The 14,556-nt window shown below is 40.5% G+C and carries 7 protein-coding genes and 4 pseudogenes; 7 read left to right on the forward strand and 4 right to left on the reverse strand.

Annotated features, from left to right (window positions below):
* Positions 1-98 precede the first annotated feature (98 nt).
* From hrpA to ACU8V8_RS04145, 3 genes and pseudogenes are all read left to right on the forward strand, one after another.
* Positions 99-3,986: pseudogene (hrpA, locus tag ACU8V8_RS04135) on the forward strand (ATP-dependent RNA helicase HrpA).
* 33 nt (positions 3,987-4,019) lie between these two features.
* Positions 4,020-4,397 (forward strand): response regulator, encoded by a 378-nt coding sequence (locus ACU8V8_RS04140; RefSeq protein ID WP_290209627.1) that lies wholly within the window; start codon positions 4,020-4,022, stop codon positions 4,395-4,397.
* 8 nt (positions 4,398-4,405) lie between these two features.
* Positions 4,406-4,702, forward strand: a complete 297-nt coding sequence (locus ACU8V8_RS04145) for a PilZ domain-containing protein (protein WP_446888930.1) — start codon at positions 4,406-4,408, stop codon at positions 4,700-4,702.
* A gap of 10 nt (positions 4,703-4,712) precedes the next feature.
* On the opposite strand, the pseudogene ACU8V8_RS04150 reads toward ACU8V8_RS04145, so the two are convergent.
* A pseudogene (locus tag ACU8V8_RS04150) lies at positions 4,713-5,904 on the reverse strand (class I SAM-dependent methyltransferase).
* A 137-nt stretch (positions 5,905-6,041) separates the two neighbouring features.
* Here ACU8V8_RS04150 and ACU8V8_RS04155 point away from each other — a divergent pair.
* Together ACU8V8_RS04155 and ACU8V8_RS04160 are read left to right on the forward strand one after the other, a co-directional pair.
* Positions 6,042-6,702, forward strand: a pseudogene (locus ACU8V8_RS04155) (HD domain-containing protein).
* Entirely contained in the window at positions 6,695-7,114 is a 420-nt protein-coding gene (locus ACU8V8_RS04160; protein WP_446888931.1) for a VOC family protein, read from the forward strand. The pseudogene ACU8V8_RS04155 and the gene ACU8V8_RS04160 overlap by 8 nt, the downstream one beginning before the upstream one ends.
* Here the strand turns inward: ACU8V8_RS04160 and ACU8V8_RS04165 are convergent.
* The 3 genes and pseudogenes from ACU8V8_RS04165 to ACU8V8_RS04175 all read right to left on the reverse strand — a co-directional run bounded on the left by ACU8V8_RS04165 (position 7,097) and on the right by ACU8V8_RS04175 (position 12,625).
* A complete protein-coding gene (locus ACU8V8_RS04165) occupies positions 7,097-8,086 on the reverse strand; it encodes a response regulator (RefSeq protein ID WP_446889580.1) in 990 nt (329 codons plus the stop codon). The genes ACU8V8_RS04160 and ACU8V8_RS04165 overlap by 18 nt on opposite strands.
* Positions 8,086-11,429, reverse strand: a pseudogene (locus ACU8V8_RS04170) (MHYT domain-containing protein). Before ACU8V8_RS04170 ends, ACU8V8_RS04165 begins: the two are co-directional and overlap by 1 nt.
* Before the next feature lie 215 nt (positions 11,430-11,644).
* Positions 11,645-12,625 carry an ion channel gene (locus tag ACU8V8_RS04175; RefSeq protein WP_446888932.1) on the reverse strand — a complete coding sequence of 327 codons (981 nt, stop codon included), beginning with the start codon at positions 12,623-12,625 and terminating at the stop codon, positions 11,645-11,647.
* A gap of 111 nt (positions 12,626-12,736) precedes the next feature.
* On the opposite strand from ACU8V8_RS04175, the gene ACU8V8_RS04180 reads away from it, so the two are divergent.
* On the forward strand, positions 12,737-13,435 hold the full coding sequence (locus ACU8V8_RS04180; protein ID WP_446889581.1) for a M48 family metallopeptidase: 699 nt from the start codon (positions 12,737-12,739) through the stop codon (positions 13,433-13,435).
* Between the two features lie 99 nt (positions 13,436-13,534).
* Complete coding sequence (locus ACU8V8_RS04185; protein ID WP_446888933.1) at positions 13,535-14,404, forward strand: MYG1 family protein; 870 nt, start codon at positions 13,535-13,537, stop codon at positions 14,402-14,404.
* The last annotated feature ends 152 nt before the right edge of the window (positions 14,405-14,556 follow it).

Raw genomic sequence — 14,556 nt, forward strand, 5'->3', positions numbered from 1 at the left:
AGTCTTAGCCAAAATAGGCACTCACAGATAAAATTTATATTGCTGCAAAGTTTGATACAATTGGGTGTCTTTATTCAAAATTATTAAGGAAGTCGCGGGTGGTAAACCTAGGTCAATTGTTTGGTGAACTCAAAACGTGTTTAAGAAAAGATCAATTCATCTTTAAAAAGCGCCTTCATGGCATAAAAAAAATATCTGATGAATCAAAACAAGCGGCTGTTATTGAAAAAATAACCGCAGATATAACACGTAGCCAACAGTTGCGTGAGGTTCGTTTAGCTCAGTTACCAAAGGTAACATACCCAGAGCAACTTCCGGTTAGTCAGAAAAAAGGCGACATTAAAGAAGCTATTGCGAACAACCAAGTGGTTATCATCGCTGGCGAAACAGGCTCAGGTAAAACAACTCAAATACCTAAAATGTGTTTAGAGCTTGGTCGTGGCGTTGATGGCTATATTGGTCACACCCAACCTAGGCGTTTAGCAGCGCGCAGCGTTGCTGATCGTATTGCCAGTGAAATGCAATGCGAACTTGGTCAACAGGTGGGTTTTAAAATTCGCTTTAGCGACCAAGTATCAAATAACAGTTATATCAAGCTGATGACTGACGGTATTTTATTGGCCGAAATTCAACAAGACCGTTTCTTAAATCAATACGACACTATCATTATTGATGAAGCTCACGAGCGTAGCCTTAATATCGATTTTATTTTAGGTTATTTAAAAAACCTATTACCAAAACGACCCGATTTAAAAGTTATTATTACCTCTGCGACGATTGATCCTGAGCGTTTTTCAAAACATTTTAATGATGCACCCATTATTGAAGTATCAGGGCGCACTTTCCCCGTTGATGTCCGTTACAGACCGTTAGTTGAAATTGATAAAGACGATATGGAAGCAGAGGGCGATCAACTACAAGGCATTTTTGATGCAGTTGATGAGTTATGCCAAGAGGGCCCAGGCGATATTTTGATCTTTTTAAATGGCGAACGGGAAATTCGTGATACCGCCGACGCACTTAGTAAACGTAACCTTAAGGGAGCCGATGTACTGCCGCTGTATTCTCGACTATCAAATGCTGAGCAAAACCGTATTTTTGCCCCGCACAGCCGTCGCCATATTATTTTATCGACCAACGTAGCTGAAACCTCTTTAACGGTACCGGGCATTCGCTATGTTATTGACCCGGGTACTGCGCGCATCAGTCGCTACAGTTACCGCACCAAAGTACAGCGCTTGCCTATTGAACCGATTTCACAGGCTAGCGCGAACCAGCGTAAAGGGCGTTGTGGCCGTGTTGAAGCCGGTATTTGTATCCGTTTATATAGCGAAGACGATTTTAATTCGCGCCCTGAGTTCACTGACCCTGAAATACTGCGTACTAACTTAGCCTCGGTTATTTTAAAAATGCTTGGCTTAGGCTTGGGCGATATGGCTAACTTCCCATTTGTACAAGCACCGGATAGTCGCAATATTAATGATGGTTTAACTCTACTCGAAGAGCTCGAAGCGGTTAAACCTAGCAATCGCCATCAAGAAACACGATTAACTAAATCGGGAATGGATTTAAGCAGACTCCCAGTAGACCCGCGTTTAGCAAAAATGGTACTGACTGCGCAAAAGCTTGGTGCACTGCGCGAAGTGATTATTATTGTTGCAGCGCTGTCTATTCAAGACCCTCGTGAGCGCCCGCAAGAAAAACGCGCTGCAGCGAATGAAAAGCATGGGCGTTTTGACGACCCAGATTCCGATTTTATTGCGTTTTTAAACTTGTGGAATTATTTAGAAGAGCAGCAAAGTGAGCTCAGTAACAGTCAGTTTAGAAAGCTTTGCCAAAAAGACATGCTGGCGTATATGCGCATCCGTGAGTGGCAAGACATTGTTTATCAATTAAGCACGGTTTGTAACGAAATGGGAATGAAAGCCACTACAAATGTAGCTGACGGCGATAAAATTCACCAAGCGTTATTGAGCGGTATGCTAAGCCATATTGGTTTTAAAGACGAAAAGCAGTTGTATAAAGGTGCACGCAATAGTCAGTTTCATATTTTTCCAGGTTCAGGGTTATTTAAAAAAGAGCCCTAAATGGATTATGTCGGCGGAGCTGGTTGAAACCAGTAAGCTTTATGCGCGCATCAACGCTAAAATTAATCTTGATTGGGTTGAACCGTTTGCGCAACATTTAGTTAAACGTAGCTACAGTGAACCCCATTGGGAGAAAAAGCCGGGCGCTGTTATCGCGTTTGAGCAACAAGTGCTTTATGGACTGATTATTGTCTCTAAACGCCGTTGTGTGTATAGCAATATTGACCCAAAAGTGAGCCGTGAGCTATTTATTCGCAGTGCCTTGGTCGAACAAGAGTTGGGTCAAAATGAAGGGTTTTTACAGTTTAACCGTGAGCTGATAGAAGATATTCAAACGCTTGAGAACAAAAGCCGCCGCCGCGACATACTCGTTGATGAGCAAACGCTTTATGAATTTTACGATAAAAAAATCCCGCAAGATATAAATAACCGTGCGGCATTCACTAAGTGGTACAAAACCAAAAAGCAGCAAGATAAGCGCTTTTTACATATGACCCGTGATGATTTAATGCAACACGGTGCTGACAGTGTCACCGAGTTTGATTATCCAGATGTTTGGCAGCAAAACAATTTAATGCTGCCGTTGAGTTATCATTTTGATCCAGGCCAAGCCGTCGATGGTGTTGCGGTGCAAATACCCGTCGCTTTACTAAATCAGGTTGAAGAAACAGGTTTTGATTGGCACATTCCGGCATTTCGTCATGAACTCATTACGGGTTTAATTAAGTCATTGCCTAAGTCGTTACGTCGTAACTTTGTTCCAGCTCCAAATTACGCCGACGCTGTGCTTGCAGCCATTACGCCAATGCAAGGTAACTTTATTGAGGCACTCAGTCATCAGTTGTTACGTATGACGGGGGTGCGCGTTGAGCCTGATGCATGGGATTTATCAACCCTCGCGACTCATTTACGCTTTCAGTTTGAAGTGCGTGATGATAAAAATACTCTGCTTGCGCGTGGTATGGACTTAGCTAAGCTAAAAGCGCAGCTACAAGGTAAAGTAACGCAAACACTGTCTAAAGTAGCTGATAAAGGAATTGAAAAAGCAGATTTAACGCAGTGGGATTTTGGTAAGCTTCCCGCTTCATATGTGAAAAAACAAGGCCAGTACGAAATTAAAGCGTATCCCGCGCTGGTGGATAAAAAATCATCTACCGCAGTTGAGTTATTTGACAATGAAATCAAAGCACACGCAGCACACCAGCAAGGGCTACGCCGTTTGGTGTTATTAAATGTACCTTCGCCAATAAAATATTTACAACAAAATTTGCCTAATAAAGCCAAGCTCGGCCTTTACTTTAACCCATTTGGTAAAGTGGCTGATTTAATCGATGATTGTATTGCCGCAGGCGTAGACAGCTTACTTAAAAGCTTAGGTGATGTGAGAACCGAGCAAGCATTTGAGCAAGTAAAAGAACAAGTACGTGGTGAACTAGGTGATACCGTTGTTGTTATAGCAACGCAAGTTGAGCAAGTGCTAAGTATTGCGCACGCTTTACATAAAAAATGAAAGGGCGAGTGGACTTAACCATGATCACCGCACATGGCGATATAAAAAGCCAACTAGAGTCGCTGGTGTTTAAAGGTTTTGTCTCTTCTCATGGCGCAGAAAAACTAGGAGACTTAATTCGTTATCTAAAAGCCATAGAAAAACGCTTAGAAAAGTTGCCAGTAGACCCAAATCGTGACAGATTATGTGTACTAGAATTAGACAAGGTCGCACAAGAATATCAAAAACAGCTTAAAAAAGTAGCGCCGGGATTACCAGTACCGCAGGCGTTGATTGATATTTTTTGGATGCAACAGGAGCTTCGCGTATCGCTTTTTGCGCAAACCCTAGGCACGCCTTATCCTATTTCAGCTAAACGGGTTTTAAATGCATTAAAAGAATGTGACTAAATTGGAATAATAAAGAAGGAACTGACACTTACTATGCGTACAACCGCAAATAAACAGTTAAGTCTACTTATTGTCGATGATGAGTACTTTAACTTTGAAATGCTCAAAGCAGCTCTAACAAATAGCTTTGAGTTAAGCTATGCCGATTCAGGGCAAAGTTGTTTAGCATCAGCCATTGCTAACCCACCGGATGTTATTCTGTTGGATGTGTGTATGCCAGGGCTAGATGGTTACGATACATGTAGAATGCTAAAAAACACCCCAGAGACGAATAACATTCCTGTTGTTATGGTGTCAGGCTTAGAATCAGAACAAGAACAACAAGCTGGATTTGAAGCAGGGTGCGATGCCTATGTTATCAAGCCGTTTTCAGTGGTTGGGTTACTTGATAAAATAAATACCGTTGTCTAGGAGCAACTATGTTTAATGAAGACCAGCGCAATTTTAGACGGATGCAAATTAATGCTAAGGCGACGTTAATTACGCTCGAGCCAATAGCAAACCAGCAATATGAAGCACTGTGTGTTGATTTAAGTGCTACAGGTTTATCCTTGCATTTAGATGATTTATTAGAAGTTGGTACAATAGTAAAAGTAAATATTGATTCAACAAGCCCTGCGATTGCACCGTTAGATGCAACAGCGAAGGTGATACGTGCTTCTAAAGAAGAGGATGGCACGATCACCGCAGGGCTTGAGATTATGCAGTTTAATTAGGTTTTAAACCTTAGTACACTTTACAAATTAACCCTTTAAGGTAAAAACCTTCTGGATAACTACCTGCAATAGGGTGATCTGCTGCTTGATTTAAACGTTCCATAATCAATAGATCTTTACCTGCATCAAGGGCAGCATCGGCAACCACTTTCTGAAATAGGTTTTGTTCCATTAAGCCTGAGCACGAGAATGTAAGTAATGTGCCACCGGGTTTAAGTATTTGCATGGCAATCATGTTGATATCTTTGTAACCACGGCACGCGCCAGTAAGTTGTGCTTTGTTATCTGCAAACTTTGGTGGATCCATCACGATAGTGTCGAATAAAACACCCTCTTCACGGTATTGACGTAATAATTTAAAAACATCTTGTTTTACAAAGTCGACTTTATTTAAATCAAGGTTGTTATGTTCAACATTGCGTTTAGCTGTATCTAGAGCAGGCTGAGATACATCAACATTAGTAACATGCTCACAGCCTCCACGTAATGCGTAAAGTGAAAAAGTACCGGTATAACTAAAGCAGTTAAGTACTTTTTTATCTTTAGAAAAGCGCTCTAGCGCAGCGCGGCTATCACGCTGATCAAGGTAAAATCCTGTCTTATGGCCTTCGATGATATCAACCTCAAGTTTTAAGCCGTTTTCTTCTATTAATACTGGCTGCTGAGGTTTATTGCCCCACAGCACACCAGTTGTTGGCTCTAGCCCTTCTTTGTTTCGTACATCAACGTCAGAGCGGTTCGTATACATCACAACCCGGGAAAATACTAATAAGTGCAGCAACAATTTCACCTTTGTGGCGCTCGGCACCGGCACTTAATAGCTGACAGACTAGTACATTGTCAAACTTATCAATGGTTACGCCTGGTAAAAAAGTCAGACTCAGCGGCACATAAACGAAACCCTGTTAAACCACCTTCTTCAATAACTTGGGCTCGGGCTTGCAAAGCGCGACGTAAACGACGTTCGAAAAAGTTTTGGTCGATAACCTCTTTTTCATCAAAACTCCAAACACGTGCACGAATTTGTGAATGTGGACTATATGCCGCAGTTGCTAAAAACTTACCTTCGTTATCGTGAATAGTAACAGTGTCACCTAGACCCGGTTTACCCTTCATTTTTTTATGGCTTTAGAAAATAACCATGGATGTTTTCTTTTTAACGACTTTTCGCGACCAGCTTGCAGGTAAATAGCAGATGACATTGGCATACTCATGACAGATTAATTAGCGGCTATTTTAGTAAAGCAGGGTCGAACATACAATGAATGTTTTGCACAACGACCTATAACCGCGGTAAAGTAGCCGTAATATATTGTTTTACATTGAAACAGCGAAATTTATGGAACAGCAAATAGCGTTATCAGCGTCACTACAAGAACTTGAAAATGAATGTCGGGGTTTTATTTCGTCACTTATTTGTGCCGATGTAGCGCATGATATAACGCATATTGAACGAGTTGTGAGAGTAGCCAAACAATTATGTATTGCAGAGCAGGCCGAGATGGCCGTGGTACTCCCTGCAGCATGGTTACACGATTGTGTTGCAGTGGCAAAAAATCATCCTGATCGTGCAAAAGCTTCAACCATGGCCGCAGATAAAGCGATTACCTTTTTTAACTTCTATTGGCTATGACGAGAGTTACTTCGATGCAATTCATCATGCTATTGCAGCTCATAGCTTCAGTGCCAATATAAAAGTGCAAACAGTTGAAGCACAAATTGTTCAAGATGCAGACAGAATGGATGCATTAGGCGCAATTGGTATTAGCCGCTGTATGAAGGTAGGAGGCTCAATAAGTCGCCATTTATATCACCCAAAAGACCCTTTTTGCCAAGGCCGCGATGCAGACGACAAACTCTATACGCTTGATCATTTTTTTATCAAGCTACTTCATGTCGCCAAAAGTATGAATACACCGTCAGCTAAAGCTGAAGCTCAGCGTCGCACTGAATATATGCTCGCATTTATCGAGCAATTAAAGTCAGAAGTAGGTGAGTAATATGGCCATGCCTTTATTATCGGGTATAGATCATTGCCATCTTAATGTAGAAAGCTTGGCCGAAGCTGTTATATGGTACAAAGAGGTGCTCGGTTTTAATATTGTGCCTGAGCTTGCCTTTTGGAATGAGGGCAAAGGCCCGCTCACGCTCGAAGACGACGCTGCAACAACACGGTTAGCATTGTTTGAACGCGCAGGTGTCAGTAAAGGGGTTGCGTTTGGTGCAACAGGTGAGCAATTTATTACTTGGCTGAGTCATTTTGAATCACATAAAATCAAAACTATTGTTGCTGATCACGGTGTGACGTTTTCTATGTATTTTAAAGATAACAGCGGCAATAATCATGAGATAACCTCTCATGATTACAGCCATATTAGCCAATCTATCGATAAATCAATCTTGATAGGCTGAGTAGACTTTCATAATGGCATCAAACTGGCCTTCAAAAAGAGCGATAAGCTGTGGATCAAAGTGTTTACCTGCTTGTTCACGCATGTGCGAGAGTGCTGCATCAACACTCCATGCTTTTTTGTAAGGGCGTTTAGAGGTAAGTGCATCAAATACATCAGCTATAGCAACAATCCGGCCTTCTATTGATATTTCTTCTGCTTGTAAGCCTTTCGGGTAACCCGTGCCGTCCCATTTCTCATGATGTTCCATGGCTAGAATATAAGCGAGTTGCAATAACGGTGACGAGGAGTTTGCTAAGATCTTAGCACCTATTTCAGCATGCTGTTTCATGTAATCGAATTCATCCGGTGTGAGCTTGCCTGGCTTTAATAAAATTGCATCCGGAATACCAATCTTACCTATATCATGCATTGGGGCGGCTTGTTTGAGAAGCTCTGCATTGTGCTCATTCATTCCATAGGCTAACGCCAAAATTTTGCTGTACTTACTCATTCGAACAATATGTTCACCGGTATCAGTGTCTTTATATTCAGCAGCCTGCCCAAGGCGATGTACCAAATCAACATGAGCGAGCTTGAGTTGCTCAGCTTGTACTAGTGATAGGTGTGTTTTAACCCTAGAGCGAACAATTGCGGGGCTAATTGGTTTTGTGATGTAGTCAACAGCTCCTATTTCAAAGCCTTTAAATTCATCGCTTTCATCGGCAAGGGCTGTAACAAAAATAATCGGAATATGCTGTGTTGTTGGGTTTTCTTTTAACCGTTTACATACTTCAAAGCCATTCATATCGGGCATCATAATATCGAGCAAAATGAGTTTTGGGGGCTCTTTATTGATAAGCGCAAGGGCGGCTTCCCCTGATTTTGCAAACGATAAGCGGTATTGGTTACTTAATACCTCACGCATTACTTTAAGGTTAGCAGGCTCATCATCAACTATTAATATGCGTGGTCGTTCGGCGTTGATATCCATCATTGGCCCTCCATTTGCTCTGTTTTATTCAACAGCTCAATTAAAGATACTAAGCTATCTTGTGCCGCATCAAAATCAAATTGGTCGAAGTATTCAACTAAATTTTCGATATCGGTTTGGTAAGTTTCAGGTGTATGACTTTTTATCTTATCTAAAAGTTCATCATTGAGCTCTGCATTCTCAGCGTCTTTATACAGTTGCTCGCAAAGTAGTTTGAATTCATTGATAGAAAGTGCACTTGTTTGCTCAGAATTGCCTTCTATTATAGCTGGTTTACAGGCTAAGGTTTTCTCGGCGAGTAATAAGCTTACCGCTGTTAGTTCAACTTCGAGTTGCGAGATTAGCTTAGTTTGTAATTGTGATGATTGTGCATTTTCAAGCTCTGAAAATAGTGCCATCATAGTTGGTAAGCCTAAGTTACCTGCTAGCCCTTTTAATGTGTGCAGGTTACTTTGAGCATCATCTAAGGCCTTAAGCCCGCCTGTAAAAAGGGCATCACAAAGCGTTTTTTGCTGGTCAAGAAAGCGCTGAATTTCTGTGATTTGCTTGCACTTAGTGCCCCACAGTTGACGCCCTCTTTCAAAATCAATGTGTTTTGCTTTTGGGTCTTTTTGTTCTATAAGTACTTCTTTTTTTAGGCCATAGCCAAGCACTTGAGCAATTTCTTGATTGAGCTGATTAATATCAACGGGCTTGTTAGTAAAGCCATTCATGCCGGCTTTTTTAGCGGTTAATTTATCTTGCTGTAAAACGCTCGCTGTCAGGGCGATAATTGGGGTGTTCTTTAGCTGTCTATGTTGTTCAATTTCACGTATTTTTTGGGTTGCAGTTATGCCATCGCACTGTGGCATATGAATGTCCATCAAAATGACATCAAAGTCTTGCTGCTCAAAAATTTCTAAAGCTTCAAAACCATTACTCGCCGTGCTGACTTTATGCTCATCACGAGAAAGTAATAAACGAAGCAGCTCTACATTTTGTTCAATATCATCAACAACTAATATACGCAGCGCTGGTAATTGCGTATGTAAACCGTCAAAGTAGTTAATTAGGTTTTCATCACCTGGCTCTAAAGGAAGCGAGAAAAAGAAACAGCTACCTTTGTTTTCTTCACTTACTAGGCTGATAGTACCACCCATAAGTTCAACTAGCTGTTTACTAATCGTAGTACCAAGCCCGGTACCGCCAAAACGACGTGTTGTGGTGCCATCCGCTTGCTCAAATGGCTGAAAAATAGCTTTGGTGCGCTCTGGTGCAATACCAATTCCCGTGTCCTGCACTTCAAAAAACAGATGATTATTTTGTGTTGTGCTGATTGTGACGTGGATAGAACCTTGCTCGGTAAATTTAATCGCATTGCCAATTAAGTTTGTTAGTACTTGGCGAATTCTATCGGGGTCGCCATAATAAGCTTTATGGACAGACTCTTTAATTGTTAACGTTACTTCAAGGTCTTTTTTCTTGGCCTCTAACCAAAAGGTTGAAATGATACTGTCGAGCACAGGTTGCAAGTTAAAATGCACAGGCTCTATGGTTAACTTTCCTTTTTCAAGTTTGGCAGAGTCAAGTATCTCGTTTAATAACCTCAGCAGTGACCGCGCGGCATTATTAACAGTTACTAAGTGCTTTTGTTGCTCTTGATCGAGAGGCGTATCCATCAGCAGATCACTAAAACCAATAATTGAGTTCATAGGAGTGCGAATCTCATGACTCATGTTGGCCATAAATGATTGTTTAGCTTGTGCAGCTTCCTCTGCTGCAACTTTGGCCAGTTTTAGCTTGTCTTCGTACTCGCGTCGTTCACTTATATCAACTAAAAAGCCATCAATCCAAATTGCTTGGCCTTGTTTATTAAATTCAAAACTGCCCTTTTCAAGTATCCACACAAGTTTGCCGTTACGGTGACGCACTCTGTATTCAATAGAGTAGTGCTCTTTTTAGCAATCGCTTGCTCAACAGCTTTGTTTATATGCGGTATATCATCTTTGAATAGTAAATCGCCGTATTCGATATTTTTATTTATAAACTCATTAGGCATATAACCCGTCATTTCATTGATATTAGGGCTGATAAACATCATGCTCCATTTTTCGTTTATTTGGCAACGAAAAACAACCCCGGGCATGTTGTCCATTAAAGAACGGTATTGTTGCTCTTTATTTATCAAGTTTTGTTGTAGTTTACGTTGCTCGGTTAAGTCGGTGATAAACCCAACATAGAGTGGTTCTTGGCCAGGTTGTTCCACTTCACCAACACCAAGGCGGATAGGGAATAAGTGGCCATCTTTGTGCTTTGCCAATACATCACGGTTAACACCAATGACAGTACCAAAATCAATATGTCCTGCTTTTGATAGATAACCATCATGTTGTTCAGCAATATCATCGGCCATTAGCATTTTGACATTGTTACCTATAACATCTTGCTTATTCCAGCCAAAAATGAGTTCGGCTGCGTTGTTGAAACTTAAAATATGACCTTTGTGATCAATAGTGATAATACCGTCGATGGCTGTTGAAAGAATGGCCTGCAAGCGAGACTCGTTACTTGTTTTATCCTCAAGTAACATACGATAACGAACTATGCCATTTATAATAGCCACAATTGCGGTGAGGATGATTGTAGAAAATACAACGCTAATAGCAATCAAGGTTAGTTCAGACTCTTGATTGTCATTGAGAATCGGAGTTACGGCAACAAAACGCGTCGCAAGCATGCCCATGTAATGCATACCAGCAACTGCAAAACCCAATATTATTGCACTAATTAGTCGAGTTTGTACTTCACTTAGCCCTGAGAAAAACTTATTAACATTAAAGCGTATATACAAGGATATATAAGCTAAAGCGACAGCTACAATGATCGATAGAGCAAAAGTTAAAGGGTCATAACGTAGTAATGGACTTAACTCCATGGCTGCCATGCCACTGTAGTGCATCGTTCCAATTCCTGCTCCAAGTAAAATAGATGGAACAATAAGTTGCAACATTGCTTTATCACTTCTGACCAACATTGATATTGCAGTCCAACACGCTAAAAATGCAGGAATAAAAGATAAAAAAGTCAATGCAGGATCATAGCTTATATTTGTGCATAATGAGAACGCTAGCATGCCAATAAAGTGCATGCTCCAAATACCGCCAGAAAGAACTAAAGCTGCCGTTGAATTAGCAAGTTTTTGGTAATTATGAAATCGAGTCGCTTTTGCAAGGTCTATTAATAACGCTGCAAAATAAGCTGAAAAAATAGCCGTGAATAGTGATAAAATAACCAGTAATGGGTCATAAACGCCATTAATAATAAGGCTAGGATCGTGGTCGGTGATAAAAAAAGCTGACAGCATAGTGGCTCAATCTCAAAACTTTACAATCAGTGAAAGTAATGACTGTGAAGTGTATTCATAGGAATAATTAATTACATATTTATGTGGGCTTTTGTTATCTTTAAAATAACCCTAAATTAACAAAAGTAAAACACCAATAGAATCAGGTTACTAAGTATTATTGGTTATAATTGTAGCACTATTAATAACTAAAATTACAGTTTGTTTTTTTATAATTATCGTGTCATCCGCTTAACAAAAACTACCACAAACAGCGCCAGTGAAAAGCTCCCACAAAAAGCTTCAATCGCTGCAACTACTCGGGAAAATCCGGTAGGAGTGATATCACCGTACCCAAGAGTTGTGAAAGTCACGACACTAAAATAAAAACTATTTAAAAAGGCCGATAAATTGGCATCAAATGCTGCCGATAAATCAAAACGCATCAGCGTGTCGTTATGGTTCACACCAAAAATAAAATAACACAGAGCGCAACTAACAATTAATGATAGGCTAAAACGGATCACGTTTTGTGGCTTTTCACCATAACCACAAAGCATATTAATAAAGCTAGACGTTAAGCGTTTTAGTGAATGTTTAGGGTATTGCTGGTGGCGCATTCGTAACTCTTTAAAGGTAAAGTTACCAGCCAGTTCAAACAAACCTTGCTGTTCTGAGGCTTTACGCAGATTACGATAAATTTCTTCGCACTGCTGGAAAAGATCCTGTGCATCTTTATTGTTTTGTTGGTTTTCGGCTGCAGTTGCTTGCTGCTCTTGCAGTAACTGATCGCCTAAGTCAATATTGTCAATGCGGGTGTTACTGAGCTTTACACCCAATAAGTTGGTATGTTGTAAATTGCAGCAGTGAAGACTAGCCTCATAGAGGTTTGCCTTCATAAGTGATGCATGCGCTATTTTATTATTAAATAAATGTGCGCCAGTTAAGTTTGTGCGGTAAAAGTTACTGTATGAAAGATTAAAGCCTTCTTCATCATCATGCTTTATTAAGTTTAGCCCGGCTAAGTTGGCTCTTTTTAATTCTAACCCTTGTAGTAACCCGCCTTTTTTAGCGTAACGCTCAAGTTTTTGTGTGAGTTCGAGGCCTGACTTATCAAATTTTTTATCATGCCAAAAACAAAAACCAGTGCCCATGTCTGGTTCTTGGCACTGATGGCCATCGGGGGAGGTATAACGACAACAAGGCTTATCAGGCATAATTGATACAGCTTTATTTAATTGTACTTATTTATAGATTAGCAGTTATTGAGCAAGGTAATATAACAAGTAGTAAATTTCTTATATTAATCAGTTTAAGAGTTGGCATTGATCGAATACACATTAAAGCGCAGTCGCCGTCGTAAAACCGTGGCTATCAAGGTTCACCAACAATCATTAACCGTTTATGCACCATACGGCGTTGCTATAGCATATATTGAGCAGTGGTTGGCGACTAAACAAGCGTGGATTAATCAGCAAGTACATAAGCAAAGTCAGCACCAGGATACCCGTCAGTTTCCACTTGAAAGTTTACAAATTCGTTTGTTTGATGAGCCATTGACGCTGCACTTTGAAATAAACAAAACAAGCTGCTGGCAGTTTTTTGCTAATATGAATCCACCACAGTTGCAGGTTAGTTGCTCTGGACGAGTTAAAAATAATACCGCAATGTATCAAACACAGTTTGAAGACTTTATGCGCGAGCAGTTAGAAAACTATATTGAAATGCGTTTACAGTTTTATTGTTCGAAGATGGGCGAAGTGTTACCGAGTAATTTAAAAATAACCACTTACAAGCGACGATGGGGCAGTTGTAACCAACGTCGTGAATTAACCTTTAATTTATTACTGGTAGGTGCGCCAAAGTGGGTAATTGATTATGTCGTTGTGCATGAACTTGCACATTTAAAGTATTTGAATCACAGTGAGCAATTTTGGCACCGTGTTAGTGAGTTTTATCCCGATTATAAACATGCAACCCAATGGTTAAAGCGACATGGTGCTAGTTTGCAGTGGGTGTTTGAGTAACTATACACAAAGCTGTTTTTATCTTTTAGCTTGGGTATACTGTATGCGTCCGCTTGCTTAAACAAGTAAAACTCTTTCCTCTTCTAAAATGATGAATTAATGACTGATATTACAATAGTTACGCACGATGGTAATTTTCATGCTGATGACGTATTTAGCATTGCAGCACTTAAAATTATTTTCCCTTCTTTTAACTTAACTCGTACTCGAGATGCCAAAGTAATTAGCCAAGCTGATATTGTCATTGATGTGGGTAATGAATATGACCCGGATAAAGGGCGTTTTGATCATCATCAACGGGGTGGAGCTGGGGCACGTGAAAATGGTATTCCTTTTTCATCGTTTGGCTTAATCTGGCAAAAGTATGGTTTAGAGCTATGCCAAGGAAATCAAGCAGTCGCCGATTCAGTTGATGCTGGGTTGGTGTCTACAATTGATGCTATAGATTGTGGGTATGTTCAAGGTGTAGAGCAAGGGATCAGCTTAAGCCAAACTATTTCAATGTTTAATCCTACTTGGCAAGAAAGTAGTGATTTTGATAGTTGCTTTAATGAAGCTGTAGAATTTGCAGTGCGTTTACTTAAACGGTTTATCGCTTCTGCAAATGGTAGTGCGGACGCTAAAAAAATAGTTGCTAAGGCTATTGCTGATGCGGATGATCCTCGTGTCATTGTGCTTGAACAATATACGCCTTGGAAAAAAACAGTTCACAGTTTATCAAATGAAGCCCTGTATATGGTTTATCCATCTCATTCGGGTAAGTGGATTATTCAAACCGTGCCTGTGGAGCCTGGTTCTTTCGAAGATAGAAAACCGTTACCTCAGCAGTGGGCTGGTTTATCTGGTGATGAATTGCAAGCTGTGACGGGCTTAGATGATGCAACTTTTTGTCACAATGGTTTATTTATTGCGGGTGCCGAGTCGTTTGCCAGTGTTATGGTTATGGCATCAATCGCACTCCAAGATTGATTTATCTGGGCATTTACTGAGCCCAGACACTTGTTGCGTGAGTAAACATGCCCGAGGTTAACTTCTTCCTCTTTATTTGGTTAACCTTGCAGTTATAAACCTCTTCTTCATACCCGTTGTTATTTTTACTTCTTTCACTTTTATCAAGTAAG

The organism is Pseudoalteromonas sp. SaAl2 (assembly GCF_052947895.1).

Coding starts and splice junctions, on each gene's coding strand:
- ACU8V8_RS04140 (WP_290209627.1), top strand. CDS start 4,020: ATGCGTACAACCGCAAATAAACAGTTAAGTCTACTTATTGTCGATGAT.
- ACU8V8_RS04145 (WP_446888930.1), top strand. CDS start 4,406: ATGTTTAATGAAGACCAGCGCAATTTTAGACGGATGCAAATTAATGCT.
- ACU8V8_RS04165 (WP_446889580.1), bottom strand. CDS start 8,086: ATGGATATCAACGCCGAACGACCACGCATATTAATAGTTGATGATGAG.
- ACU8V8_RS04175 (WP_446888932.1), bottom strand. CDS start 12,625: ATGCCTGATAAGCCTTGTTGTCGTTATACCTCCCCCGATGGCCATCAG.
- ACU8V8_RS04185 (WP_446888933.1), top strand. CDS start 13,535: ATGACTGATATTACAATAGTTACGCACGATGGTAATTTTCATGCTGAT.